Source organism: Clostridium sp. AF35-15, assembly GCF_003477745.1.
GTDB lineage: Bacteria > Bacillota > Clostridia > Lachnospirales > Lachnospiraceae > Otoolea > Otoolea fessa.
This window is the reverse complement of sequence record NZ_QUDY01000001.1, coordinates 81664-106730: the sequence shown is the minus strand read 5'-3', so window position 1 is coordinate 106730 and position 25067 is coordinate 81664. Positions and strand designations below refer to the sequence as shown.

The 25067-nt window shown below is 49.9% G+C and carries 26 protein-coding genes; 22 read left to right on the top strand and 4 right to left on the bottom strand.

The window, feature by feature from the left end:
- Positions 1-17 precede the first annotated feature (17 nt).
- The 7 genes from rfbF to DWZ76_RS00415 all read left to right on the top strand — a co-directional run bounded on the left by rfbF (position 18) and on the right by DWZ76_RS00415 (position 8323).
- Positions 18-791, top strand: a complete 774-nt coding sequence (gene rfbF, locus DWZ76_RS00445) for a glucose-1-phosphate cytidylyltransferase (protein ID WP_022360069.1) — start codon at positions 18-20, stop codon at positions 789-791.
- Positions 792-1190: 399 nt separating this feature from the next.
- Positions 1191-2255 carry a CDP-glucose 4,6-dehydratase gene (gene rfbG, locus DWZ76_RS00440; protein WP_118471414.1) on the top strand — a complete coding sequence of 355 codons (1065 nt, stop codon included), beginning with the start codon at positions 1191-1193 and terminating at the stop codon, positions 2253-2255.
- 88 nt (positions 2256-2343) lie between these two features.
- Entirely contained in the window at positions 2344-3699 is a 1356-nt protein-coding gene (rfbH, locus tag DWZ76_RS00435) for a lipopolysaccharide biosynthesis protein RfbH (protein ID WP_118471412.1), read from the top strand.
- A gap of 121 nt (positions 3700-3820) precedes the next feature.
- The gene (locus tag DWZ76_RS00430) at positions 3821-4714 is read left to right on the top strand and encodes a LicD family protein (RefSeq protein ID WP_118471410.1); all 894 of its coding nucleotides are present in this window, start codon (positions 3821-3823) and stop codon (positions 4712-4714) included.
- 110 nt (positions 4715-4824) lie between these two features.
- Positions 4825-5781 (top strand): glycosyltransferase family 2 protein, encoded by a 957-nt coding sequence (locus DWZ76_RS00425; RefSeq protein WP_118471767.1) that lies wholly within the window; start codon positions 4825-4827, stop codon positions 5779-5781.
- Between the two features lie 14 nt (positions 5782-5795).
- Entirely contained in the window at positions 5796-7541 is a 1746-nt protein-coding gene (locus tag DWZ76_RS00420; protein WP_117796289.1) for a D-alanyl-D-alanine carboxypeptidase family protein, read from the top strand.
- Positions 7542-7729: 188 nt separating this feature from the next.
- Complete coding sequence (locus DWZ76_RS00415; RefSeq protein WP_181357194.1) at positions 7730-8323, top strand: hypothetical protein; 594 nt, start codon at positions 7730-7732, stop codon at positions 8321-8323.
- A 136-nt stretch (positions 8324-8459) separates the two neighbouring features.
- Here DWZ76_RS00415 and DWZ76_RS00410 read toward each other — a convergent pair whose 3' ends face one another.
- The gene (locus DWZ76_RS00410; protein ID WP_117796288.1) at positions 8460-9437 is read right to left on the bottom strand and encodes a zinc dependent phospholipase C family protein; all 978 of its coding nucleotides are present in this window, start codon (positions 9435-9437) and stop codon (positions 8460-8462) included.
- Positions 9438-9678: 241 nt separating this feature from the next.
- On the opposite strand from DWZ76_RS00410, the gene DWZ76_RS00405 reads away from it, so the two are divergent.
- Complete coding sequence (locus DWZ76_RS00405; protein WP_118471408.1) at positions 9679-11037, top strand: amino acid carrier protein; 1359 nt, start codon at positions 9679-9681, stop codon at positions 11035-11037.
- 367 nt (positions 11038-11404) lie between these two features.
- Here DWZ76_RS00405 and DWZ76_RS00400 read toward each other — a convergent pair whose 3' ends face one another.
- Positions 11405-11845 carry a hypothetical protein gene (locus DWZ76_RS00400; RefSeq protein ID WP_118471406.1) on the bottom strand — a complete coding sequence of 147 codons (441 nt, stop codon included), beginning with the start codon at positions 11843-11845 and terminating at the stop codon, positions 11405-11407.
- Between the two features lie 283 nt (positions 11846-12128).
- Between DWZ76_RS00400 and DWZ76_RS00395 the strand changes: the two genes are divergently transcribed.
- From DWZ76_RS00395 to DWZ76_RS00370, 6 genes are all read left to right on the top strand, one after another.
- On the top strand, positions 12129-12656 hold the full coding sequence (locus tag DWZ76_RS00395) for a peptidylprolyl isomerase (RefSeq protein ID WP_022360081.1): 528 nt from the start codon (positions 12129-12131) through the stop codon (positions 12654-12656).
- A gap of 3 nt (positions 12657-12659) precedes the next feature.
- Positions 12660-13361 (top strand): GNAT family N-acetyltransferase, encoded by a 702-nt coding sequence (locus tag DWZ76_RS00390; protein ID WP_118471404.1) that lies wholly within the window; start codon positions 12660-12662, stop codon positions 13359-13361.
- A 55-nt stretch (positions 13362-13416) separates the two neighbouring features.
- A complete protein-coding gene (gene ispE, locus DWZ76_RS00385; protein ID WP_118471402.1) occupies positions 13417-14328 on the top strand; it encodes a 4-(cytidine 5'-diphospho)-2-C-methyl-D-erythritol kinase in 912 nt (303 codons plus the stop codon).
- Positions 14312-14992, top strand: coding sequence for a GntR family transcriptional regulator (locus DWZ76_RS00380; RefSeq protein WP_107000683.1), 681 nt, complete (start codon positions 14312-14314; stop codon positions 14990-14992). The genes ispE and DWZ76_RS00380 overlap by 17 nt, the downstream gene beginning before the upstream one ends.
- A complete protein-coding gene (locus DWZ76_RS00375) occupies positions 14989-16209 on the top strand; it encodes an aldo/keto reductase (protein ID WP_117796283.1) in 1221 nt (406 codons plus the stop codon). The genes DWZ76_RS00380 and DWZ76_RS00375 overlap by 4 nt, the downstream gene beginning before the upstream one ends.
- 97 nt (positions 16210-16306) lie before the next feature.
- Entirely contained in the window at positions 16307-16933 is a 627-nt protein-coding gene (locus DWZ76_RS00370; protein ID WP_107000681.1) for an HD domain-containing protein, read from the top strand.
- Here the strand turns inward: DWZ76_RS00370 and DWZ76_RS00365 are convergent.
- Positions 16878-17573 carry a hypothetical protein gene (locus DWZ76_RS00365; protein WP_118471400.1) on the bottom strand — a complete coding sequence of 232 codons (696 nt, stop codon included), beginning with the start codon at positions 17571-17573 and terminating at the stop codon, positions 16878-16880. The genes DWZ76_RS00370 and DWZ76_RS00365 overlap by 56 nt on opposite strands.
- 138 nt (positions 17574-17711) lie before the next feature.
- On the opposite strand from DWZ76_RS00365, the gene DWZ76_RS00360 reads away from it, so the two are divergent.
- From DWZ76_RS00360 to DWZ76_RS00350, 3 genes are all read left to right on the top strand, one after another.
- Positions 17712-18773: a D-alanine--D-alanine ligase family protein gene (locus DWZ76_RS00360; protein ID WP_182431243.1), complete on the top strand. Its 1062-nt coding sequence runs from the start codon at positions 17712-17714 to the stop codon at positions 18771-18773.
- A gap of 137 nt (positions 18774-18910) precedes the next feature.
- Positions 18911-19774 (top strand): glutamate racemase, encoded by an 864-nt coding sequence (murI, locus tag DWZ76_RS00355; RefSeq protein WP_118469160.1) that lies wholly within the window; start codon positions 18911-18913, stop codon positions 19772-19774.
- A gap of 3 nt (positions 19775-19777) precedes the next feature.
- Entirely contained in the window at positions 19778-20227 is a 450-nt protein-coding gene (locus tag DWZ76_RS00350; protein WP_107000678.1) for a DUF1934 domain-containing protein, read from the top strand.
- A gap of 93 nt (positions 20228-20320) precedes the next feature.
- Here DWZ76_RS00350 and DWZ76_RS00345 read toward each other — a convergent pair whose 3' ends face one another.
- Positions 20321-20806: a hypothetical protein gene (locus tag DWZ76_RS00345; RefSeq protein WP_022360091.1), complete on the bottom strand. Its 486-nt coding sequence runs from the start codon at positions 20804-20806 to the stop codon at positions 20321-20323.
- Between the two features lie 434 nt (positions 20807-21240).
- Here DWZ76_RS00345 and DWZ76_RS00340 point away from each other — a divergent pair, with 434 nt between their 5' ends.
- The 5 genes from DWZ76_RS00340 (at position 21241) to DWZ76_RS00320 (ending at position 25065) form a co-directional block, all read left to right on the top strand.
- Complete coding sequence (locus DWZ76_RS00340; protein ID WP_118469158.1) at positions 21241-21906, top strand: GntR family transcriptional regulator; 666 nt, start codon at positions 21241-21243, stop codon at positions 21904-21906.
- Positions 21907-22056: 150 nt separating this feature from the next.
- Complete coding sequence (locus DWZ76_RS00335) at positions 22057-22842, top strand: carbon-nitrogen family hydrolase (protein WP_118469156.1); 786 nt, start codon at positions 22057-22059, stop codon at positions 22840-22842.
- Between the two features lie 29 nt (positions 22843-22871).
- Positions 22872-23564, top strand: a complete 693-nt coding sequence (locus DWZ76_RS00330; RefSeq protein ID WP_118469155.1) for a DUF2848 family protein — start codon at positions 22872-22874, stop codon at positions 23562-23564.
- Positions 23564-24595 carry a TRAP transporter substrate-binding protein DctP gene (gene dctP / locus DWZ76_RS00325; RefSeq protein WP_118469153.1) on the top strand — a complete coding sequence of 344 codons (1032 nt, stop codon included), beginning with the start codon at positions 23564-23566 and terminating at the stop codon, positions 24593-24595. Before DWZ76_RS00330 ends, dctP begins: the two co-directional genes overlap by 1 nt.
- Positions 24596-24606: 11 nt before the next feature.
- Positions 24607-25065, top strand: coding sequence for a TRAP transporter small permease (locus DWZ76_RS00320; RefSeq protein ID WP_118469151.1), 459 nt, complete (start codon positions 24607-24609; stop codon positions 25063-25065).
- Positions 25066-25067 lie beyond the last annotated feature (2 nt).

Genomic DNA, 25067 nt, shown 5'->3' with positions numbered 1-25067 from the left:
ACGGAAGGAGAAGTGCAATGAAAGTTGTAATATTAGCGGGTGGATTCGGCACACGAATCAGCGAGGAAAGCCATTTAAAACCAAAGCCAATGATCGAGATCGGAGAACAGCCGATTCTCTGGCATATCATGAAGCACTATTCCCAGTATGGGTTCAATGATTTTGTGATCTGCCTGGGCTACAAACAGTATGTAGTAAAAGAGTATTTTGCCGATTATTTCCTGCATACGTCGGATGTGACCTTCGATCTGGCGAAAAACGAGATGCAGGTGCATAACAATTATTCCGAGCCGTGGCGCGTGACGCTGGTCGATACCGGACTGCACACGATGACGGGCGGTCGTATCAAACGTATCCGCGATTACATTGGGGATGAGACGTTCATGCTGACCTACGGCGACGGCGTTTCCAACGTGGATCTGGACGCGCTGGTGGCATTCCACAAGCAGCACGGCAAGATCGCGACCCTGACCGGCGTCAACATCGGGCAGCGTTTCGGTGTCATGGATGTTGACAGCGACGGACACATCCGCGAGTTCCGTGAGAAGAACGATGATGACGGCAAGATCGTCAACGGCGGCTTCATGGTACTCGAACCGGGCGTCTTTGACTATATCGAGGGCGATGATACCGTCTTTGAGAAAGCGCCGTTGGAGCAGCTTGCCAAGGACGGACAGCTGATGGTATACCGCCACGACGGTTTCTGGAAATGTATGGATACCCAGCGTGACAAGATGCAGCTGGAACAGATGTGGCAGGAAGGCAATGCGCCCTGGAAGCTGTGGAAATAATATGTTACTGTACACGCATACGTGCCCAGTAACGGAATTTGCCGTGGCTTCGCATTTAAATACGGCAAATTCCTGCTGCCACCACGTTTTCTTACGGCACTTTCGGTTCCAAAAGTGCCTACCCGTGAACAGTAACAATAATATACTGTAAGGGAAAATTCAAGGAATATACACAAATCCTGTAAGAAAGTATGATATAATGAGCGCAAGTGAGCCAGAAAGCTGCTTGCAGATTTATGGCGAACGGCGAATGGCGATCACGATAGCTGCGTCAGCAGCGGTAAGCATCGAAGATGCGAATCGCGGGTTCGTGAGTGGACGGGTGAGAAATATAATAAGAGCACTCAGCAAAGATAATGGAGTGATGAAATCACGAAATTAATTAAAAAGAGGAAAACCATGGAACTTCTTGATTTTTATAAAGGAAAACGGGTCCTTGTGACCGGTGACACAGGCTTTAAGGGAAGCTGGCTGGTCCGCATCCTCCATCTGGCGGGGGCGGAGGTGACCGGCTATGCGCTGAAAGCGCCGACCGAGCCGTCGATGTTTGAGATCCTGCATCTGGGGGAGACGATTCACCATGTGGATGGGGATGTGCGCGATTTTGCCCATTTAAAACAGGTGTTTGATGAGACGAAGCCGGAGATTGTACTCCACCTGGCAGCGCAGCCGATCGTGCGCGAGTCGTACCGGGATCCGGTCGGCACGTATGCGGCGAATGTCATGGGTACGGTTCATGTGCTGGAATGCGCCAGACAGTGTGAATCCGTCCGCTCTCTCGTCAATGTGACGACGGACAAGGTTTATGAAAATAAGGAATGGGAGTACGGTTACCGCGAAAATGACCCGCTGGACGGCTATGATCCGTATTCCAATAGCAAATCCTGTTCGGAGCTGGTGACACACAGCTATAAGCAGTCGTTCTTCACGGACGGCCGCTGCGCCGTCTCAACCTGTCGTGCTGGCAATGTGATCGGCGGCGGTGATTTTGCGGCGGACCGGATCGTGCCGGATTGCGTGCGTGCAGCGGAAAAGAAAGAGCCGATTATCGTGCGGAATCCGCATTCGACGCGCCCGTTCCAGCATGTGTTAGAGCCGCTGTTTTTGTATCTGACGGTGGCAAAGGCGCAGTGGGAAAATGCGGAGCTGGCGGGCTGCTACAACGTCGGACCGGATGACTGTGACTGCGTCAATACAGGACGTCTGGCGGATCTGTTCTGTGAAACATGGGGCGGCGGGATGCATTGGATCAACCGCTATGACGGAGGTCCGCATGAGGCGAATTTTCTGAAACTGGATTGTTCCAAAGTGAAAAAGGTATTTGGCTGGAAGCCGCACTTCCATGTAGAAGAAGCGATGGCTGCGACGGTGGAATGGTCGAAGAAGTGGCTTGCCGGAGCGGATATGCGCGAGGTGACGGATGAGCAGATCCGGGCGTATGCGGCTCGGTTTGAAGAAAAATAAATAGATGCAGGCGGCTGCACGAAAGGTGTGTCTGGCAGCAGGCAGAACGGGTGCGGCAGAGAGCAGTAGCAAAAGCAGGAGGAGAAACATGTCAGAAGAAAAAGTAACCCTGTCGGACGGAAAAGAGGCTGCGCGTCAGCAGATTCTCGATCTGGTGGCAGAGTATTGCGATAAATATCATAATCAGAAAAAAGAATTTACCGAGGGACAGCGGATTCCGTATGCGTCCCGCGTTTACGATAACCATGAGATGGTCAATCTGGTAGACAGTGCGCTGGAGTTCTGGCTGACCTCCGGACGTTACACCGATCAGTTTGAGGCGGGGCTTGCGAAGTACCTGGGCGTCAAATACTGTTCCCTTGTAAACTCCGGATCCTCTGCGAACCTGATCGCATTTATGGCGCTGACTTCCCCATTGTTGGGAGAACGCCGGGTGCGCCGCGGCGATGAGATCATCACGGTTGCGGCAGGTTTCCCGACGACGGTAACCCCGGCGATCCAGTATGGCGCAGTTCCGGTATTTGTGGATGTGACGATTCCACAGTACAATATCGACGCCGACAAACTGGAGGCGGCGCTTTCAGAAAAGACGAAAGCGGTTATGATTGCCCACACGCTGGGAAATCCGTTTGATTTACAGAAGGTAAAAGAATTCTGTGACCGTCATGACTTGTGGCTGGTGGAGGATAACTGTGATGCCCTCGGAAGCCGCTATGAGCTGAACGGCGAGTGGCATTTTACCGGTACGATCGGAGATATCGGAACGTCCAGCTTTTATCCGCCGCACCACATGACGATGGGAGAGGGCGGCGCCGTGTACACGGACAATCCGCTTTTAAACAAGATTATCCGTTCCTTCCGCGACTGGGGACGCGACTGTGTCTGCCCGTCCGGCTGCGATAACCTCTGCGGTCACCGATTTGACCGCCAGTATGGTGAGCTGCCGCTTGGCTACGACCATAAATATGTATACTCCCATTTTGGATATAATTTAAAGGCGACCGACCTGCAGGCGTCGATCGGCTGCGCGCAGCTTGAAAAGTTTCCATCCTTCGTGGAGCGCAGAAAACACAATTTCGCCCGTCTGAAAGCGGGACTTGCCGGAACCGAGGACGCATATATCCTGCCGGTTGCCTGTGAGCATTCCGATCCGAGCTGGTTTGGTTTCCTTCTGACCTGCCAAGAGGGCGTGGATCGGAACAAGGTAGTCAAATATGTCGAGGAAAAGGGCGTGCAGACGCGTATGCTCTTTGCCGGAAACCTGATCAAGCATCCGTGCTTTGATGAGATGCGGAAAGAAAACTGCGGCTACCGCGTAGCCGGAACTCTGGAAAATACCGACCGTATCATGCGCGATACCTTCTGGGTCGGCGTTTATCCGGGCATGACAGATGAAATGATTGATTATATGGCAAAGACACTTCGTGAGGCATGCCGTCAGTAGGGACGGGGACCGCGGCAATTCACAGGCGGGGAGATACTCTGCCTGTAAGAAAATGCCTGTGAAAATGAGCAGCTGTGACAGAGAATGAGCAGTTGCAGAAGAAAATGAGGGGACAACCATCATGAATGAGGAAAAATCAGAGAGCCGCAGGGCGGTCAAACTGCCGCCGTATCCGGGGCTTGAGAAGGTTCACCGGGCGAATCTGCGCCTTTTGAAGGAGATAGACCGGATCTGCCGGAAATACAAGATTTCCTATATGCTGGATTCCGGGACACTTTTGGGCGCAGTGCGTCATGAGGGATTTATCCCGTGGGATGATGATGTCGATCTGGCATTTACACGTGCCAATTATGAGATGTTTTTGAAGGTAGCGCCGCGGGAGCTGCCGGAGGGAATGTCCCTGCTGCGCCCGGAGGAGATCCGGGGTGGCAAGGTGTTTTATGATTTTACAACGCGCGTCATCTATGACAACAGCCGCGTCCATGAGGACAATGAGCAGATGCAGTTTTATGAGGGAAAATTAAACCATCTCTGGGTGGATCTGTTCGTCCTTGACCGCCTGCCGGATAGTAAGGTGGGCGCGTGGAACGCAAAATTTCTTCAGAAGGTTATTTATGGAATGGCGATCGCACACCGTGATCAGATTGATTTCAGCAAATACAGCCTGATGGATAAGCTGCGGGTTGGTGTGCTGGCAGGTGTGGGACACCTTGTCCCGATGCCGGTTTTATTTAAGCTGCAGAGACTTGCAGCGGCGAAGGATCGCAAAAAGAAAACGAAACACTGGTATTACAGCAATTACCAGCCGGATTATCTCTATGTAACGCTGGAGGGCGCATGGTGCGAGCACGCGGTGGATCTGCCGTTTGAGGACACAAAGCTGATGGTGCCGGCGGGCTATGAGCATGTGCTGGAGTGGATTTACGGCGACTATATGACGCTGCCGCCGGTGGAAAAACGGGTTCCGGCACATTCTTCGATAGCGATCGAAATTTTGGATGACCCGGATGCTTAATTGAAAGATGAAATATGAGTAAGAAAGATAAGAAAAAACGGACAGACAGCATGGAAGATAAGAAGAAAAATGAAACCAGACAGTCGACCATGCAGAACAGGATGGAAAATATGAACGGACAGAAACCAAAGACGATCTCGATCGTGATTTCTGTTTACAACGAGGAAAAGGCGCTGCATGAGTTCTATCGGGAGGCAACTCCGATTTTTGAGGCGCTGCCGTGGAATTACGAACTGATTTTTGTCAACGACGGAAGTGCGGACGCCTCGGGGCAGATTCTGGCAGAACTGGCGGCAGCGGATCCGCGGGTACGTGTGATCAACTTTTCCCGCAACTTTGGCCATGAGGCGGCGATGCTTGCGGGGCTGGATCACAGCATCGGGGAGGGCATCGTGTGTATGGATGCCGATCTGCAGCATCCGCCGGAATGTGTGGCGCAGATAATCGAAAGATTCGAAGAGGGCTATGAGGTTATCAACATGGTCCGGACGAAAAATAAATCGGCTGGATTCATCAAAAACCTGACGTCTTCTGCTTTTTATAAATTTTTGAACAAGATTTCAGATGTGAAGCTGGAAAATAACGCATCCGATTTCTTTGCGCTGACTGCCAATGCGGCGCAGGTGTTAAAGACCAATTACCGGGAAAAAGTGCGTTTCCTGCGCGGCTATGTGCAGAATATCGGATTTAACCGGACGACCATCGAGTATGAGGCGAGAGCCAGGGTGGCGGGCGAGAGCAAGTACAGTATTCGTAAATTATTTAAATTTTCGATCAATACGATTCTCTGCTTTTCGGATCTGCCGCTAAAGCTCGGCATTTACTCGGGAATTATCGTGGGCTTTCTGGGGCTGCTCGTGATGCTGGAAACGATTTATGAGTGGGCGGTCAAAGGAACGCCCAATGGTTACGCGACGATCGTAGTGCTTTTATGCTTTATGTTCGCGATGCTGTTCGTGATTGTGGGAATTATCGGGGAGTATATCGCGATCCTGTTTACAGAATTGAAGGATCGTCCAATTTATATCGTTCATGATACAAAAGGATTTCCGGAAAAGGAAAGCTGACAGGAAGGAATCGTATGAAGAGATTAAGACGTTTACTGATAAGTTTGATGATCACGGCACTGATGGCTGCCGGAATGCCGATGACGGCATTTGCAAAGCCGGACTGGCCCTCGGATACGGGGATCGAGTCGGAGGCAGGCATTGTCATGGATGCGGACTCCGGGGCGGTTTTATTTGGGCAGAACATCCATGTGCAGAAGGCGCCGGCAAGTATCACGAAAATATTGACGGCGCTCGTAGTCATTGAGAACAGCAGTCTGGATGATACGGTCACATTTTCCCACGATGCCGTTTACAACGTGGAAGATGGCAGCGGAAACAAGAACGCCATCGAGGAGGGCGACACGCTTTCGGTGCGCGATTGTCTCTACCTGCTGCTGATGCGTTCTTCCAACCAGGCGGCGAATGCGCTGGCGGAGCATGTGGGCGGAAGCCGCGACGGTTTTGTGAAGATGATGAACGAGAAGACGGCGGAGCTTGGCTGTGAGAACAGCCATTTTGCGAATCCGTCCGGTCTGAATGACGACACACAGCTCACTTCGGTGTATGATATGGCGCTGATCGCATCGGCGGCGTATAAAAATGACACGCTTTTAACGATCAGTAAGGATAAGAGCTACCGATTACCGGCGACGAAGAACAATCCGGACGGTGTGACCATCCAGCCGGAGCACAAGCTTCTTATCACGACTGACACAGAGAGTCCGAACTATTATCCATATGCGGTGGCCGGAAAGACCGGTTACACATCCGTTGCGGGGCAGACGCTTGTTACCTATGCGATCAAGGATGACAGACGCCAGATTGCGGTCACGATGAAGAGTACGCAGGCGACCCATTATCAGGATACGATTGCATTGCTGGATTTCGGCTTTCTACGGTTTGAAAATGTAAATATTTCGGAAAATGAGACGGCATACACAAGCGGCGATCAGCCGGTGCAGATCGGAGACAATAGCTATCAGCCGTCCGATTTATCGATGGATACGTCGGCAGTCATCACGATCCCGAAGGATGCTTCGTTTGCGGATGCGGAGAAGACGGTGGTAACGGATCTGCCAGAGGATGCACCGCTGGGCGCGGTGGCACTGCTTTCTTACAAATACAACGACCGCAAGATCGGACAGGTGTATCTGATCAGCGCATCGGCGGCAGAAGCGGCAGCAAACGGGGAGACGGCTCCGGATGACGGAAATACGGCATCGGATCCGGCAGCATCCAATACAGGCGCGTCCGGAAAACCGAAGCAGGCGAAATCTTCGTTCCACCTGACCCTGCCGAAACTTCCGAAAGTATCGGTGAGAACGGTGCTGATTGTGGTCGTCAGTGTGCTTCTGGCAGCGGCGTGTGCGGCGCTTGTATGGTTGTTCTACCAGCGTCATCAGGAAGAAAAGAGACGCCAGGAGGAGCGGAGAAAACGGAGAAGACAGCGTCTGCAGGAGATCGGCTGTTCGCGGGAAGAGTTTGAAAAACTGCTTGAAAAGCGGATGGGCGCGTCCTACAGGGCGCCTGGCACAGCGGAGGCAGATGAGAGCACAGAGCAGGCGGAGTCTGACATGGATGTGCGATCTGGTTCAGGACAGGTTCCGGCGGCAGATGCAGCCGCGTCCCGGCTGGCAGAGAGTGGAAAAGTAAGAACTGGTTCCACGGAAAAGAAGCCGCTGAAAGAAAAACCTGCACAGAAAGAGGCAGAGGATGCTAAAACACAGCAGGGTGTGCAGGAGGATGACACAGAGCTTACGGTTGAGGATTTGGATTGACAACCTGGATGCGCTAAATGGCGGTAAAATGGTCCAGATGGATTGTTTACGGGAAATTTTGGAAAGTATGAAGATTTTTTGAATTTTTCTAAAATGACTACAAAAACAAAAGGCGATATTATATAATAGCCATGCGGTTCGGGCTGGTTCCGGCTGTGAATGAGTGAATGAAGGGATAGAAGAACACGATGAAAAAACTTCTGATAATGATGGTTGCGTGTATGGCGCTGCTCAGCGGATGCACGGAGAGTACGATTGTAAAACCGACTTCTGAGACGGTAGTCGGAGATCCGAATTTTGAGACCCAGGAAAATGTTGAGATCGACTGGACACAGGTCAGCACGGACGCGGAAGACATGTTCAAGGATACAAGTACCTACGAGTACGGCCGCGATTTCCATTTCTATATGGAGCCGAACAAGAAACAGATCATGCTGATCTGGGTAGTGGCAGATGATCTGCCGGATGATCAGATAGGAACCTATGCGGAAGATTTAATCAAGGGATTCAACGACATTGTCCACACCCAGGACTTCTCGATTGAGATGTCCGGTGAAGATTCCTACGGCGGACTGTGGAAACAGTATGCACTGTCCTACAGCATCGTTCCGGAGAGCGACCAGGATAACGAGGACGCATGGTTTATCAGTGGTTCCTATGAGGCTGGCGCAGATTTCAAACTTCCGGATACCAAAGAGCTGATTTCCAAGGTGAAAGAGAAAGAAGCAGCAGGCGAGTACGATACGACTGAGGCGGAGGAAGAGACAGAGAACGCAGAATAAGAGGTTGTCTGCACAGACACGGGATATTTTCTGTGTATAATTAAGAGAAAAGTGATCAAAAAAGCTGTCATATGAGAAACAGATGAGTGTTCTTCATATGACAGCTTTTATTTACCAGGAACCGAAGTACGTGTTTTCACTCAACAGGTAGTCCGCTGTGATAAGACTCATTCCCCAGTTCAGCCAGAAGCGGCGATAAATCCTGTTTATCTAACGGCATGTTGTCTGTGACGGCGCTGTTTAAAAGCGCATAGACACGGCTGCATTTGTCCAATGTTTCATGGAAGAGATCAACAAACGAGGCGGTTGAGACGCGGGTCGGATCCCACGGGTTGCCCCATGCTTCGTGGTTTAGGTTACAGCTGCTCCGGTAGTCGGTTACGGAGTCCGTTACCATTTTCGCGGAAGCAACTGGGTGGTTGACGAAGATGGATTCGACCTGTGCAATGCCGAATTTTTTCTTGCCGTTCTTGTCCGAGAGTGTCCGACAGCCGAAGCGCAGCGCCCAGATGGAGCGGTGCACCATCGCCGGAGTAACCTGGAAGTTGTTGCGGTAGGTGATCGGATAATAGGTTTCGTTGATGCAGGAAGCCAGGAAATGGGAAATAAACTGGATTTCCTGTCCATTTAGACAGATCGTGGCGGTCTGGTTAAATTCGGACGGCTTCTTTTTTTTATATTTCCAGAGCAGGATCGCGTCGAGCTCGTTTTCCAGATGTGCGTGCATCCCGTGATGCATGGAGGTCGGGGCATCCACTGGATAGCCGATACGCCCGTACACGTAAGGATGACAGATCGAATCGGCAATGTAATGGTTTATAAATCCGGCCAGATAGGAGATGGCTTCCTCCTGCTGCTGGCGCGAGCGGATGGTTCCAATACGGCGCAGACAGCACTCAAAAAAGGCGTTTACCTTGTGTTCGTGCATATAGGAACCGACGTTGCGGTAATCGCGGTGGCGCAGGATCGGGATATTATAGAAAAACATATCCGGTCCCTGCAGACCGAGCTGGTAGAGCCAGCGGTATTTGGCGATCGTGTGTTTTAAGGGTGTGAACGGCATATCGTTGTATGCTTTCATGCCGAATATATAGTGCGTGGTAAAACCTGGCATATTGTTTTCATCCTTTCCAGAAGGACAGAGATTTGGAAATTTGTCCGCCTGTCCGATATGCTTATTGTAGCACTGCCGGTCTGGTTTGTCATGGGGTTTGCGGATGTTTACAGAAAGTGTAAGAAAACGTGAATGGAAAGAGAGTTCTCGGAAGGCAATATCACGGCTTGGAGAATGAAATATCATAGTAAATCATAAGATTGGTTTGATAGAGTGAAAATAGATATAGAAAGGTGCTCGGATGGAAGCGCTCAGAATCGTACAGAAAATGGTGTGGGGACCGTGGCTTCTGGGACTGTTTCTGGCGGTTGGAGTCCTCTGCATGGTGCGTCTGCGGGGATTTCCGATCCGTCATATCAGAGTCTGGTGGGGAGAGACGGTTGGGAGCGGCGGGAAAGGACAGCTTTTGACGACCTGCACCGCGCTGGCGGCGACGGTCGGAACGGGAAATATCACGGGCGTGGCAGCCGCGTTGGCGATCGGTGGTCCGGGTGCTGTGTTCTGGATGTGGGCGGCGGCATTTCTGGGGATGGCGCTGGCATATACGGAGGTTTATCTGGGAATTTTGTATGGGGGCGGACCTTATGTCTATCTGGAAAATGGGGTTGGAAGCTGTTTCGCTGGAAAATGCTATGCCCTGTTTTGCGTGCTGGCGTCGCTTGGAATGGGATGTATGGTACAGGCGGGGGCTCTGGCGGATAGTCTGCGCTATGCAGCGTCCCTGCCGCCGCTTGGAACCGGTATCATACTGGCAGTTTTGACTGCCGTGGTGCTCTTTGGCGGGGCAAAACGCATCGGATGGACGGCTTCGGTGCTGGTACCGGTATCGGCGGGGCTGTATCTGCTGGCAGGTGGAATCGCCGTGTTCAGCTTTTATGATCAGATACCAGAAATATTGGGGAACATTGTGGGCGGGGCATTTGGACTGGCAGATAATGCAGGACAGACGGATGGAAGCAGTATTTTGAATTTTTCAGGAATTTCGGGCGGGATGACCGGGTACGGAATGGCAGCGGCGATCCGGAGCGGGGTATCGCGCGGTGTGTTTTCCAATGAGGCGGGCCTGGGGAGTCTGGCGGTGCTGCATGGGATGAGTGAGGGAAAGGGGAGGCTAAGACAGAGGCAGGAAGCGCAGAAACAGGGAATGTGGGCGATTTTCGAGGTGTTTTTCGATACGATCATAGGGTGCAGCCTGACCGCTTTTTTACTGCTCTGTGTATTTCCACACAATCTGACCGAGAAGATCGGTTCCCTGGGCGGCAGCGGCGCGGTGGCGGCGGCTCTGGCAGCCCGTTTTGGGAATGCAGGCGGCATGGTGACGGCGGCGTGCATGGTGCTGTTTGCCTTTGCCACGATCCTTGCTTGGTTTTACATCGGCGATCAGGCCCTTGGATGGCTGATGCGGGATGTCCCACAGAAGCGCGCCGACAAAATATGTATTTTGTATCACGGGGGTTATCTTGTTTCGGTCTTTCTCGGCTGCGTCATCCGGATGGAGGCCGTCTGGGCGGTATCTGATATTTTCAATGGGCTGATGGCGGTGCCAAACCTTGCAGCGCTGGTGGTGCTTGGCAGGAAGGTACGAAGACCGGAACAGTGAGAGAATTGAGGGATTCAGATACAACAAAAGACCTCTCCAGCAGTGAGAGGTCTTTTGGTATTGAAAAAGGGAGGAGAGCTGATATAAACTCAGCTCGGTATTATGAAAAAAATTTGTAAGCATTGCTTGTTGCTATGGTTATAGTATAGGGAAAAATCGTGAAGAAACCATGTTAATTGTGTAAAAGGTTTTTTAATGAAGTGTGAACGAAATATGAACGCGGAACATGGATTCCATGATCCTGGTAAGTATGTTTTATGTTCAGAGGATCGAAAATGGCAGCCTGGGCAGGAAGCGCAGATATTTTGCGTGCTTCGTCTGTCAAGACTGCCATAAAAAATACGGGTATAAAGTGTGTCAACAATCCTTATTCCGCTTTTTTAACTGATAAAACGGTTCCGCTGAATGCATCCACTTCACTGACGGTTCCCGTATACGTTACGGTAACTTTATCCCCATCTTTTACATCAGAAAGCCCGTCCGGTTTCTGATCCTGCTCGAAGCTGAATTCATAATCGGTTCCGTCGGCGGTGATCGTAAACATAAAGTCTTTGATGTCGCTGATCGTACCAGTCAATGTGGACTGTTTTGCATCGGCAGTTCCTTCGGATGGAAGAACGGCGTCTTTGGCGTCTTCTTTTAAATCATCCATCGGGCTGCTTTCGTCCATGCCATTCGAGCTGGACTCGGAGGAGGCGGACTGGGACGATTCATTAGCAGTCGGTTCATTCACGTTTTTGGAAGAGCAGGCGGTTGCGAGCGAGAGGATCGCAGCCGCGCCCAGGATAGCAAAATATGTTTTTTTCATAGTACATTACCAACCTTTCTTTTGACTTAGTTTGCTCACAGATGTATGATGCAGGACAGATGATGATTCCTGAGCGCAACATTCATCTTTTCGCATAGAATGTCCATTTCGACATTGTGCTATACATCTTAAGCCATAAATGTGAACGAATTGTGAGGAGAAACTTACGAAATGTAAAGAAAATGGACAAATATGGAACGAAAAACAGTCGATTTTCGAACGTTCTTATGGTATAATGTGACCACTTAATGAGGTATTTTTTAAAATTCAGGAGGAAACATACATGAAAAATCCAGTTGTTACCATTGAGATGGAAAATGGTGATATCATGAAGGCAGAGCTCTACCCAGAGATTGCGCCGAACACAGTCAACAACTTTATCAGCCTGATCAAGAAGGGCTTTTATGATGGTCTGATCTTCCACCGTGTCATCAAGGGCTTTATGATTCAGGGCGGATGCCCGAATGGAAATGGTATGGGCGGTCCAGGGTATACCATCAAGGGTGAGTTCAGCCAGAATGGTTTTACGAACAATTTCAAGCACACCAAGGGCGTTCTCTCTATGGCGCGTGCGATGGACCCGAACTCCGCAGGTTCCCAGTTCTTCATCATGCATGAGACTTCCCCGCATCTGGATGGTCAGTATGCATCCTTCGGGAAGATAGTTGAAGGTCTGGATATCGTGGACAAGATTGCCGGCGTCCGCACCGACTGGGGCGATCGTCCGCTGAAAGAGCAGAAGATCAAAAAGATGACCGTTGACACCTTCGGCGAGGAGTACCCGGAGCCGGAAAAAGGAAAAGAAAGATAATCTATGACAATCGAACGAGAAGTAACCATTGCGGGACAGACATACCCGGTGATTCTCTCCGATGAAAACGAAGCTCTTCAGGCTGCGAAAGCAGCCGGGAGAGCTATTGTTGGCTTATGGAGGGAAAACGAGGAAAAACAGCCGGCCGACTATTCATCTTGCCTTTACCTTATTACAGACCCTGAAGACGCCGATGAAACATTCCTGGAACGCGTCGTCCGCCGCCACCTGGCTCTCCCGTGGCTCATTGCTGAAACTGACCGCCTCATCATCCGTGAATTTTCCCAGGACGATCCGTTGGAACCGGCATCCGCTGAGGATGCCGACGGAACTTTTTCTGATTGGAACAAGCGCGAGGAATACCGGAAACACCAGTACCGCTTTGCCGAGTGCGGTTTGTGGGCGCTGGAACGCCGCGCGGACGGTGTGCTGGTTGGAAAGGCGGGGCTGACGGACGGAGAGCTGGGATATCATATTTATGAACCGTTCCGCCGTCAGGGATATGCGCTGGAAGCCTGCCGGGCGATTGTGAAATATGGGTTTGAAACGCTGGAGCTGGATAAGATCCGGATTTGCACGAAGCGTTCCAACACGGCTTCACGGATATTGGCGGAAAAAATGGGATTCGTTCAGGTACCTTCATTCTGTAAGGATTCTATTGTATTTTGTATGCAAAGAGGATATAATAACTTGTATACAAAATAATGAAAAAATACAATCTAGTGTGATTACACTAAGGGAACGATGGGAGGAATGACCGATGATCAGGCATCTGGAGCTGAAAGCATATGGAAAGATCAATCTCGGTCTGGATGTAGTCCGCCGGAGAGAAGACGGCTACCACGAAGTGCGGATGATCATGCAGACGGTGCGCGTGTACGACGCGATCGAACTGAACCGGACGGAGGAAGAGGGAATCCGTCTTTCAACGAACCTTTATTATCTGCCGGACAATGAAAATAACTTGGGTTACCGCGCGGCGAAGCTTCTGATGGATGAGTTTGGAATCCGCGACGGTGTGGAGATCAAGATGAAGAAATTTATCCCGGTGGCAGCCGGGATGGCAGGCGGCAGCAGCGATGCGGCCGCAGTCCTGTTTGGTGTCAACAAGATGTTCGGACTGGGGCTTTCGAAACAGGAGCTGATGGAGCGCGGCGTCCGTCTGGGGGCGGATGTGCCGTACTGTATCATGCGGGGAACGGCTCTTTCGGAGGGAATCGGGGAGATCCTGACACCGCTTCCACCGATGCCGCAGTGCCGCGTGCTGATTGCCAAACCGTCGGTCAGCGTTTCGACGAAGCATGTGTACGAGAACTTAAACCTGCCATCTCTGGGCGCAGAGGCGCATCCGGATATTGATGCGATGCGGGCGGCGATCGAGAAAAAAGACCTCTCCGGCGTCGTTTCACAGCTTGGAAACGTGCTGGAAACGGTGACGATCCCGGAAAATCCGGTGATTCAGACACTCAAAGATAAGATGATGGAGATGGGCGCGGACGGCTCTTTGATGAGCGGAAGTGGTCCAACCGTATTTGGCTTGTTTACGAACCAGACGGCGGCGCAGGCGGCGTATGAGGAACTCCGCTATGGCAGCAGCCAGGATCTGGCGAAACAGGTATACCTGACTAGTTTTTACAACAGGAAGGGGCACGCAGATGGGGAACAATTTTGAGGTTAAAATGAATGAATATCTCCCACTCAGGGATGTGGTATTCAACACACTCCGGCAGGCAATCTTAAAGGGAGAGCTGGCACCGGGCGAGCGCCTGATGGAGATCCAGCTGGCACAGAAGCTGGGCGTCAGCCGCACCCCGATCCGTGAGGCGATCCGCAAGCTGGAGCTGGAAGGACTCGTTCTGATGATTCCGCGGCGCGGCGCGGAGGTGGCGCGGATTTCGGAAAAAAGCCTGAAAGATGTGCTGGAAGTGCGCCGTTCGCTGGAGGAACTGGCGATTGAGCTGGCGTGCCAGCGCATGACGGAAGAAGATATGCAGGCATTGGAAGAAGCACAGAAAGCATTTAAAGCGGCGATTGATCAGGGCGATGCGATGAAGATCGCGGAGACGGATGAGGCATACCATGACGTGATCTACCATTCGACCCGCAACAAGCGTCTGGTGCAGATTTTGAACAACCTGCGTGAGCAGATGTACCGGTTCCGTCTGGAATACATCAAGGACGAGGATAAACGGCAGATTCTGCAGTTAGAGCATGAAAAAATATTGGCGGCACTGCGTCTGCGCCATATGGCGGAGGCAAAGGCGGTAGCCAGGGGGCACATAGATAACCAGGAAATCACGGTACTTAAGAATTTAAAGGAGCGGAAGGAAGTATGACATTTAAAGAATTGTACCTGTCCGGACAGGTTCCATTTGAGGAAATCGATCGCTATATTTCTCGTTGGAACCGGTCGGATGATGAGCGGACACTGGCAAAATATCTCGGTCTCAACGCCGATGAGGAGGATGTCTGGATCGATGACAGCGACGAGGCACTGAAAGAGATGCTGGACGCAAGAGAAAGGGTAGCCGGTACGCCGGTTACCCTTGGAAAGACGGATATTATCGTCAATAAAAATGGATTTGGCGCGCTGCCAATCCAGCGTATTTCTTTTGATGATGCGAAGGTACTGCTTCGCAAGGCGTATGATGCGGGTGTCCGTTTCTTTGATACGGCGCGCTTTTATACGGACAGTGAGGAGAAGATCGGCTATGCGCTGAGCGACGTGCGCGAGCATATCTATATTGCGACCAAGACAGCGGCAACGACGGCGGAAGGCTTCTGGAAGGATCTGGAGACGAGTTTACATAATTTAAAAACAGACTACGTGGACATTTACCAGTTCCACAATCCGGCAGTCTGTCCGAAGCCGGGAGACGGAAGCGGTCTTTATGAGGCGATGCTCGAGGCAAAAGAGCAGGGGAAAATCCGTTTCATCGGCATCACGAACCACCGCATGAGCATTGCGGAGGAGGCGATCGAGTCGGGGCTTTACGATACCCTGCAGTTCCCATTTAATTATCTTTCCACCGAGCGGGAGATCGCGTTGGCGAAGGCCTGTGCGGAGCACGAAATGGGATTTATCGCAATGAAGGGTCTGTCGGGCGGTCTGCTGACCAATTCGGCTGCGATCTATGCCTATATGGCACAGTTTGAGAATGTACTGCCGATCTGGGGTGTACAGAAGGAAAGCGAGCTGGACGAATTTTTAAGCTACATCGGCAATCCACCGGAACTGACGGACGAGCTGAAAGCTGTTATTGAAAAAGACCAGAAAGAGCTGGCAGGTGAATTCTGTCGAGGCTGCGGCTACTGTATGCCGTGTCCGGCAGGAATCGAGATCAACAACTGTGCGCGTATGTCCCTGCTTCTGCGCCGTTCTCCGTCAGCGAGATACCTCTCCCCGGAGGGACAGGCGAAGATGAAGAAGATAGAGGACTGCCTGCATTGCGGACACTGCAAGTCGATGTGCCCGTATGGTCTGGATACGCCGAAGCTTTTGGAGGAGAATTATAAGGATTATAAAGAGGTTCTTGCAGGGAAGAGACTGTAAAGAGAGGATAAATGCAAGAGGCATTTTTCCGTTACTGGGCACGTATGCGTGAACAGTAACTAGAAATGTGGTGAAATAGACCAGGGAGGCGGAAACAATGGATATAAATCAGAAACAGAAAGAACGTCTGGAGCAGCAGTTTGCATTTATCCGGGAGATAGACAAGGAGAAATTTATTGGTCGCCAGACGTATCTGACAGACGGCGAGCGGAAGGAAAATGACGCGGAGCACGCATGGCATATGGCGATCATGACGGTGCTTCTGGCGGAGTATTCCAATGAGCCGATCGATGTGCTGAAAACGGTTACCATGCTTCTGATTCATGATCTGGTCGAGATCGACGCCGGCGACACGTATGCCTATGATGAGGAGGCGAAGAAAACCCAGCGGGAGAGAGAATTAAAGGGTGCAGAGCGCATTTTCGGAATGCTGCCGCCGGATCAGGGCGAAAAACTGCGCGCTCTCTGGGATGAATTTGAAGCCGGGGAGACGCCGGAAGCGCGGTTTGCACATACGATGGACAACATCCAGCCGACGATGCTCAATGATGCTTCCAAGGGAAAGGCGTGGGCGACGCGCGGCGTGCACCTGAGCCAGATTCTTGGAAGAAATAAGAATACCGCCAAGGGCTCGGAGACGCTGTGGAACTATTCCTATGAGAATTTCATCACTCCGAGCCTCCGGGAAGGAAAGATAAAAAACGACACGTTACCCGAAGAGTAATCGAATTGTCGGAGGAAGCATGAGCTTTATCCGGCAGACTGCTGTCAGCGGAAACGGCGTGCGTGGCTGCTATTTTTGAGTTCGAAGAAGATTCTGTCGGTTCGGTGGTTATTTTGGAAGCTGAAGCTGTTCCAGAACGTTCCGAGTGATTGGAGCAAGTCATCGGGTCAGCTTTAGAGGAAATCAGAGCAGCAGCTTTCTTGTTTACATCAAAAACGATATGTTTCTTTTGCGACAGCCAGTTCATATCGTTATCAAAAATCAGAGCGTCAGAGACGGAATCGGCGCTCTGATTTTTTGAGTTTTCTTCCGGCATGACACCTCCGGACAGGGCGGGCGGCGGATAGAGAACACCCCACCAGTTGTCGATCACATGAGTCTGCAGGATCGGCGGGGCGATCGCGTACGCCAGGACTTTCTGCTGAATCTGGTTTCTGGTAAAAGTAAGAAGAGGCAGGCAGAAAAGCAGAAATAAGAGCATGGAACATAATGCGAGAAGCGGGAGTATTCCATCGTAGATATGGGAAAACTTGCAGGAACCGGTGGAAAAATGGCGGCATTTATTGGTAACAGGTGGATGAATCCTGGATGCGGATGACAGAGAATTTTCAGACTGGAACGAAATCACTTGATTTAACATAATGGCTCTCCTTTTACTGAAAGAAATCGAATCTTCTTGTCGCAAGTATTGACAGTTATGGTATAATCTAAACTATATTTTGGAATAGCATTCCGGCGTGTGGTGAAGCTTCCCACACCCGGCAGAAAGGCGGATATTATGAAAAAGAGTGTACTTGTGGTATTTGGCGGACGGTCTTCGGAACATATTGTTTCATGTATGTCGGCAATCAATGTCATTAAAAATATAGATACAGAGCGCTATGATGTAACCCTGATCGGCATTACCGAAGAGGGAAAATGGCTGCTGGTTGACTCGGTCGAGCAGATCGAGGATGAGAGTTGGAGAAAGAACACGACGACCGCGATCCTTTCCCCGGATGCAACGGAGAAATCCGTGATCGTCCTGAAAGATGGTAAGGCGGAAATGATCCGCATTGATGTGGTATTCCCGGTTCTGCATGGACTCTGGGGCGAGGACGGCACCATTCAGGGCATCTTTGAGCTGGCAAAAATCCCGTATGTCGGATGCGGTGTGCTGGCGTCCAGCGTTTCGATGGATAAAGTGTATACAAAACAGATCGTTGACCACACAGGCGTGCGCCAGGCGGCATATGAGCTGGTCATCCGCAAAGAACTTGAAAAGATGGATGAGGTTGTGGCACGCATCGAGAACCGGTTCGCATATCCGGTATTTATCAAGCCGTCCAATGCAGGTTCTTCCAGAGGTGTCAGCAAGGCGTCGGATCGCGAAGAGCTGATTGCAGGCTTAAAGGAGGCGGCGCACCATGACTGCAAGATTCTGGTTGAGGAGACGATCGTCGGCCGTGAGATCGAATGTGCGGTCTTTGGAAATGGCACAGAACCGGTCATCGCTTCCGGTGTTGGCGAGATTCTGGCAGCAGCCGATTTCTATGATTTTGATGCGAAATATTACAACGCAGAGTCCAGAACCGTTGTAAATCCAGAGCTTCCGGGCGATGCGACCGAGCGTGTGCGTCAGGCGGCGAGACGTATTTTCAAGGCGGTAGATGGCTATGGTCTGTCGCGTGTCGATTTCTTTGTGACGAAGGACGGCGAGGTTATCTTCAATGAGATCAATACCATGCCGGGCTTTACCGCGATCAGTATGTACCCGATGCTCTTTGAGGCGGCCGGAATCCCGAAGTCGGAGATGGTGACAAAGCTGATTGAACACGGACTGAAACGCTACGAAGCCTAGAAATAAATAAAACTGTTTCAGAATCCTGAAACAGTGTGAGAGAATCTACTTTTGGACGTTATATGATTCGATATACACAGATGTTCGGGAAAGAATGGAAACATGACCATAAGAATTTTGCCGAAAGGAAGGTAAACATGGATAGAAATGCCCCGATCGGAGTTTTTGATTCAGGCATCGGCGGTCTGACGGTAGCCCGTGAGATCATGCGTCAGATGCCGCAGGAGCGCATCGTATACTTTGGAGATACGGCGCGCGTTCCATATGGAAGTAAATCGCAGGAGACGGTACTGCGCTATTCCCGCCAGATCATCCGTTTTCTGAAAACACAGGGAGTCAAGGCGATCGTGATTGCCTGCAACACGGCCTCGGCGTGTGCACTGGAGACGGTCAGACAGGAATTGGATATCCCGATCATCGGGGTTATCTACGCGGGCGCGCGCACGGCTGCCGAGGCAACCCATAATGGAAAGATTGGCGTGATTGGAACCGAGGCGACCATCCGGAGCGGTATTTATACCAGAGAAATGCAGAAGCTGCGCCCGGATATTGAGGTCATTGGAAAACCGTGTCCGCTCTTTGTGCCGCTGGTGGAGGAAGGACTCTTCCATGATTCGGTAACAGATGAGATTGCCTCCCGGTATCTTTCTTCGCTGAAAGAAAAATACATTGATACGCTGGTTATGGGATGTACGCATTATCCGCTGCTGCGTTCGACACTGCATCGGCTGATGGGTGACGAGGTGACTTTGGTAAATCCGGCATATGAGACGGCGGTTGAACTTAAAACTCTACTGCGGGACATGGATCTGACACGCAGTTCGGAGGATCTGGAACGTTTTTCGGAGGAAAACAGCCGCCGCGCTGCTGCCGGGGAGCCGATTCTTGACCAGTATCAGTTCTTTGTCAGCGACCGGGCGGAGAATTTCACGCGTTTTGCCAAGGCGATTCTGCCAAAAGAGGTAAAAGACACGAAACAGATTAACATTGAGGAGTATTAAAATATGACGAAAGATGTGCTTGTATCCGTGCGCGGTGCCCATATTGCGGACGGGGAGACGAATAACCTGGAGGTTATCATGGCAGGCAGCTATTATTTCAAAAATGGCAAGCATTATATCATCTATGATGAGATACTGGAGGGCGAGGAAGGAAGCATCCGCAATACCATCAAAGCCAATGCGGACAGCGTCGATATGATCAAGGGAGGCGATGCGCGGGCGCATATGATTTTTCAGGAGAACCGTCCGAATGTCAGCTGTTATGTGACTCCATACGGTCAGATGATCGTGGGTGTCACGACCGACCGCATCAAGATCAATGAAGGTCCGGATCATCTGAAAATCCAGATTGATTATACGCTGGAACTCAACTATGAGCAGACCAGCCAGAGCCATATTGAAATTGATGTGAAATCGAAGGCGACGGCGAAATTGAACCTGAAAGAGCAGTAAATATAAAAGAATATAGAAACAAAGAAATAAAATCGATGAATCAAAAATCCCGGAAACGTGCAATCAGTTACATTTCCGGGATTTTAAGATCCATTATTTATTTTTCTTGGACTTGGAAGCTTCTTTCTTTGCTGCCTCTTCTGTATTTTTCTTGAAACGGTCAAAGAATTTTTTCTTCTTCGGCAGCGGCGGGATGCCTCCGCGCACGCTCTTAATCTCTGTGATATAAAGACCGCTGATGACAACCTTTGCCTCGGTGCGGAGCGGTAACTGAAGGAATACCTTCTCATCCGCGATCATGGTCACAACCTTCGGTCCGATCTTAGCCTTTACGATCGGGAGCTTCGCCCACTTCATATACCATGGAGTCTGGTCAATAACCATCTTCGGGAGACCGGAATCTCCGATTTTCAGTTTCTTTTTGTCAATCGCCAGAATCGAAACAGTCTGTTTCGAAGCGTCGATCATAGTCTGCTGCTCTGCCTGACGTTTCTGCATCCGGGAACCCAGAATATACAGTACGACAAGAAGGATAGCCAGAATGACGATAATAACTAGCAGTACATTCCAAAATGACATATATATATACCTCCGTTGTAGATAGCGGCGGGACGCAAATCCAATCCCATTTCGCAGAAATAACGAAAATAGCCGCGCAATTACTATGTATTATAGCATTGGAGAGGGGAAATGGCAAGAAAAATAGACGGGTAACTATGGCGATGGGGACTTAAAAATAAAAAAAACCAAAATCATGTTATCCCGCCATTTCATCGTAATGATAATGTGGATGATGGAATCCTGATAGAAAGATAAGTGCATTAAGGTGGGCATAATTTATTGAAAAGATTTGTTTGCACTAATCAGAAAAGGCAGGGCTGTAAGTGCTGGCAGGGTCAGAAAACCTGCAAATAGCTTGACAATTAGAGTGACTGTGTGATATGCATATGATAGTTGATATATGAGGGATGATAACATATATTAGCATTGAAGTTGATGGATGTGAGGGAAGTATGGTAGAAAAACAGCTGGGGTATAAATACCAGGTATATAACGAAATAAAAAAGGGGATCATGACGGGCGTTTATCCCCCGGGGTTCGTGATGAATGAGAGAAAATTGTCAGAAGAACTCGGAATCAGCCGCACGCCGATCCGTGAGGGGATGCAGATGCTTGCCAGAGATGGCTGGCTGCAGATGGAAACATACAAGGGAACGGTGGTGCGTGAATTTGACCCGCATTATATGTGGGAGCTGACTCGTGTCAGAAGCGCGCTGGAGTTATCTGCGATCGAGGATGCTGTGAAAAATGTCACAGAGAAAGATCTGAAATGTCTGGAAGAGATTCAGGAGAAACAGAAGGAAGTCCTGGAACATTATGATATTACGAGATTTATTCAGCTGGATCGGGAATTTCATACCTATATCTACCAGATGAGCCAGAACCGTGAGCTTTTAAAACTGCTGAGCAATTATTATGATATGTTCCGCTTTATGGGAATGCAGGCAGTGAGGGGAACGGATAAACGGCGTCAGACAACGATCGATGAACACCAGGGAATTTTAGACGCTTTGAAACAGAAAAATGTGGAAGCGGCAGTTCGGGCGATGAAGATCCATATGGAGGAAACAGAAAAAAATATCAACCAGAACCATGCAATGAAGCAAAATGTCAGATAAAATTGGAAGATCATCCAAAAAGAGATTTCGGTTTTTGTGAAAAGAGTAGATTGACGATAAAAAAAGAGAGTGTTATTATTCTAATTGTTGGTATACCAAATACCGAATACCAAATACCGAATACCAAATACCGTAAAATGGAGGTCAGGTATGAGAGTTGCGATGATTCAGATGGATATGCAGTTGGGGAAGCCGGAGGCAAATTTTGAAAAAGCAGAAAAGCTGGTCCGGATGGCTGCAGAGCTGAAACCGGATGTGATCACACTTCCGGAGACATGGAACACCGGTTTTTTTCCGAGAGAAAATCTGAAAGAGGTGTCGGATGTGAATTTGGAACAGACCAAAAAGCTGTTTTCCAGATTGGCGAAAGAATACCGTGTCAATATAATTGCCGGTTCCGTGGCAAATTGCCGGGATGAGAAGATTTATAATACAGCCGCTGTCTTTAACCGGGACGGCGAAGTGGTGATGGAATATGACAAGGTGCATCTGTTCAGCCCGTCCGGCGAACATGAGTATTTTGAACATGGAAAAAACATCTGCAATTTTGAATTGGATGGAATCCCGTGCAGTCTGGTAATTTGTTATGATATCCGGTTCCCGGAACTGATTCGTTCCGAGATGCTTGCGGGTTCAAAAGTCCAGTTTGTGGTAGCACAGTGGCCGGATACGAGACTTCTTCACTGGGATACCTTGAACAGGGCGAGGGCAATTGAAAGTCAGAGCTTTTTATGCTGTACTAATTCGGTCGGAACGGCTGGAAATACAAAGTGCGGCGGACATTCTGCCGTCTATGGACCGATGGGAGAGTGCTTGGTGCTGGGCGGAGAAGCGGAACAGATACTGATGGCAGATATGGAGATTGGAGCAGTCGATGGGGTCAGAGATTCGATCAATGTTTATCGGGATCGGCTGCCGGAAGTATATAAGATATAAAAGAGGGAATGGAATAAGGAGGAAACAGGATGGATACAATGTGTTTTACGGTTCAGGGAAAGAACGGAGAAAAGCCGCTGGAGCTGAATTATGAGAGGGTGTTTGCCATTGGATATGCAGGCAGAAACATTGAAAAGACGATGGAGCATATCAAAGAACTGGAACGGGAATTAGGCGTTCCGGCACCGAAGAAAATACCGACCATTTTCCAGTGTGGCAATTACGTTTTAACACAGGAAAAGAAACTGGAGTTTGTGGGCGAAAAGACCTGTGGAGAAGTCGAGTATGTGATTGTCATTAAAGATAAGACGATTTACATCGGATTGGGAAGCGACCACACAGACCGGGAGCTTGAGGCAGCCAGTGTTCCAAAAGCGAAACAGATTTGTGCGAAGCCGATTTGCGATACCGTTTGGGAGTACGAGGATGTCAAGGATCACTGGGATGAGATAGAGCTTCATTCCTGGCAGACATTGGATGGAACGGAAGTTTTATATCAGGAGGGAACGTTGTCAGATATTCTCCCGGTGGAAACCATCTTAAAAGAACTGGACGAGCGGGTTGGCGGAATTGATAATTGTGTGATCTTTTCCGGAACGGTGCCGGTCAAGGATGGATTCCGTTTCGGCAGTAAATTCCGCTATGAGATGGAAGATAAAAAGCTGAACCGGAAGTTATCGTCGGAGTATGAAGTGGATGTCATCAGCGAGGAGGAACGGTAATGAAAAAAGGTTGGGCAGGGACGTTCGCGGCACTTGTCTTGGGAGCAACGGTGTTGACCGGCTGCGGCAGTACATCAGACAGCGGACATATCAAGTTGAAAATAGCGACAGTTGGAAATGAGAAGCACCAGTCAACGATGGCGGCAGCGGCATTTCAGGAAAAGCTGGAGGAACTGGCAGGTGATCGGTTCGAAGTGACGATTTACCCGAGCGCGCAGCTGGGCGGTGAGCGCGAAATGGCGGAAGGCGTCAAGATTGGTTCGATAGAGCTTGCGATTGTAACAACGGATGGCGCGCTTCCAAGCTTCGTGCCGGAGACGCAGGTTCTGGCAATCCCGTATCTCTTTGCGGATAAGCAGGAAGCATACTATGTCCTGGATAATACGCTGCAGAAAGAACTGGAACCGAAGTTTGAGGCACAGGGCTTTAAACACCTGGGTTTCTGTGAGTTAGGCTTCCGTCATTTTACGAATAATAAAAAAGAAGTGACCAAGGCATCCGACATGAAGGGATTATCGATCCGCGTACAGGAGTCTCCGATCTGGTTCTCATTGGCAGATCACCTTGGATTTATTGCGACGCCGATCGCATTTAACGAGCTTTATACTGCTCTTCAGCAGGGAACCGTAGATGGTCAGGAAAACCCGATCGCGTCTATTTCCAGTTCTGCGTTTGATGAAGTGCAGAAATATATGGTTCTGGATGGTCACACATATGCGCCGGAAAGCATGATCATGAACCTTGACTTTTATAATAAACTGACCGATGAAGAGCGCGCTTGGATCGATGAGGCGGCTGAATACGCAAAAGATACACAGCGTCAGGAAGTAACGGACATGGAAGAAGAGATGCTTGCGTCGATTGAAGCGAACGGCGTAAAGGTATGCAAGGATCCAGATTTACAGTCCTTCCAGGATGCAACGGCCAGCCTGTATCAGGAACCGGCTGTAACGGCACTGGTTCCGCCGGAATTGACGGAAAAGGTAAAACAGGCGGTTGAAGAGTATAGAAATACGCATGGGAAAGAATAGGGGGATGGGAAATGTCTGGTCTGGTCGATAAGATTACAAAAGCTGTCATGGGAATCAGCGCGATTGTGGTATTTGTCATTACCTTTTTACAGGTTTTATGCCGCTTTGTTTTAAAATCTCCGCTTCCGTGGAGTACGGATATCCTGCGTTTGGCATTTACCTATCTGGTATTCTGGGGCGCTGCGTGGTGTGTGCGGGAAAAGGAACACCTGAACGTGGATGTTCTGCTGATGTCGTTTCCAGTTAAAATCCGCAAGGTGGTGGAACTGGGAATTGACCTGGTATTGTCTCTCTTTTTCATTTTTATGATTGTATTTGGAATTAAATTCTGTGCGTTTGGATGGACGCAGACGACTTCCTATCTGCCGATTCCAATGAGTGTTTACTATGCAAGTATTCCAAGTGCCGGAGCGATTATGCTGTTCTATATGATTAAAAATATGGCAGAGCAGCTGAAAAAGAATGATTAGGA

What these genes read in the sequence shown, in the direction of transcription:
- rfbF (WP_022360069.1), top strand. Translation starts at nt 18, where the DNA reads ATGAAAGTTGTAATATTAGCGGGTGGATTCGGCACACGAATCAGCGAG.
- rfbG (WP_118471414.1), top strand. Translation starts at nt 1,191, where the DNA reads ATGGAACTTCTTGATTTTTATAAAGGAAAACGGGTCCTTGTGACCGGT.
- rfbH (WP_118471412.1), top strand. Translation starts at nt 2,344, where the DNA reads ATGTCAGAAGAAAAAGTAACCCTGTCGGACGGAAAAGAGGCTGCGCGT.
- DWZ76_RS00430 (WP_118471410.1), top strand. Translation starts at nt 3,821, where the DNA reads ATGAATGAGGAAAAATCAGAGAGCCGCAGGGCGGTCAAACTGCCGCCG.
- DWZ76_RS00425 (WP_118471767.1), top strand. Translation starts at nt 4,825, where the DNA reads ATGAACGGACAGAAACCAAAGACGATCTCGATCGTGATTTCTGTTTAC.
- DWZ76_RS00420 (WP_117796289.1), top strand. Translation starts at nt 5,796, where the DNA reads ATGAAGAGATTAAGACGTTTACTGATAAGTTTGATGATCACGGCACTG.
- DWZ76_RS00415 (WP_181357194.1), top strand. Translation starts at nt 7,730, where the DNA reads ATGAAAAAACTTCTGATAATGATGGTTGCGTGTATGGCGCTGCTCAGC.
- DWZ76_RS00410 (WP_117796288.1), bottom strand. Translation starts at nt 9,437, where the DNA reads ATGCCAGGTTTTACCACGCACTATATATTCGGCATGAAAGCATACAAC.
- DWZ76_RS00405 (WP_118471408.1), top strand. Translation starts at nt 9,679, where the DNA reads ATGGAAGCGCTCAGAATCGTACAGAAAATGGTGTGGGGACCGTGGCTT.
- DWZ76_RS00400 (WP_118471406.1), bottom strand. Translation starts at nt 11,845, where the DNA reads ATGAAAAAAACATATTTTGCTATCCTGGGCGCGGCTGCGATCCTCTCG.
- DWZ76_RS00395 (WP_022360081.1), top strand. Translation starts at nt 12,129, where the DNA reads ATGAAAAATCCAGTTGTTACCATTGAGATGGAAAATGGTGATATCATG.
- DWZ76_RS00390 (WP_118471404.1), top strand. Translation starts at nt 12,660, where the DNA reads ATGACAATCGAACGAGAAGTAACCATTGCGGGACAGACATACCCGGTG.
- ispE (WP_118471402.1), top strand. Translation starts at nt 13,417, where the DNA reads ATGATCAGGCATCTGGAGCTGAAAGCATATGGAAAGATCAATCTCGGT.
- DWZ76_RS00380 (WP_107000683.1), top strand. Translation starts at nt 14,312, where the DNA reads ATGGGGAACAATTTTGAGGTTAAAATGAATGAATATCTCCCACTCAGG.
- DWZ76_RS00375 (WP_117796283.1), top strand. Translation starts at nt 14,989, where the DNA reads ATGACATTTAAAGAATTGTACCTGTCCGGACAGGTTCCATTTGAGGAA.
- DWZ76_RS00370 (WP_107000681.1), top strand. Translation starts at nt 16,307, where the DNA reads ATGGATATAAATCAGAAACAGAAAGAACGTCTGGAGCAGCAGTTTGCA.
- DWZ76_RS00365 (WP_118471400.1), bottom strand. Translation starts at nt 17,573, where the DNA reads ATGTTAAATCAAGTGATTTCGTTCCAGTCTGAAAATTCTCTGTCATCC.
- DWZ76_RS00360 (WP_182431243.1), top strand. Translation starts at nt 17,712, where the DNA reads ATGAAAAAGAGTGTACTTGTGGTATTTGGCGGACGGTCTTCGGAACAT.
- murI (WP_118469160.1), top strand. Translation starts at nt 18,911, where the DNA reads ATGGATAGAAATGCCCCGATCGGAGTTTTTGATTCAGGCATCGGCGGT.
- DWZ76_RS00350 (WP_107000678.1), top strand. Translation starts at nt 19,778, where the DNA reads ATGACGAAAGATGTGCTTGTATCCGTGCGCGGTGCCCATATTGCGGAC.
- DWZ76_RS00345 (WP_022360091.1), bottom strand. Translation starts at nt 20,806, where the DNA reads ATGTCATTTTGGAATGTACTGCTAGTTATTATCGTCATTCTGGCTATC.
- DWZ76_RS00340 (WP_118469158.1), top strand. Translation starts at nt 21,241, where the DNA reads ATGGTAGAAAAACAGCTGGGGTATAAATACCAGGTATATAACGAAATA.
- DWZ76_RS00335 (WP_118469156.1), top strand. Translation starts at nt 22,057, where the DNA reads ATGAGAGTTGCGATGATTCAGATGGATATGCAGTTGGGGAAGCCGGAG.
- DWZ76_RS00330 (WP_118469155.1), top strand. Translation starts at nt 22,872, where the DNA reads ATGGATACAATGTGTTTTACGGTTCAGGGAAAGAACGGAGAAAAGCCG.
- dctP (WP_118469153.1), top strand. Translation starts at nt 23,564, where the DNA reads ATGAAAAAAGGTTGGGCAGGGACGTTCGCGGCACTTGTCTTGGGAGCA.
- DWZ76_RS00320 (WP_118469151.1), top strand. Translation starts at nt 24,607, where the DNA reads ATGTCTGGTCTGGTCGATAAGATTACAAAAGCTGTCATGGGAATCAGC.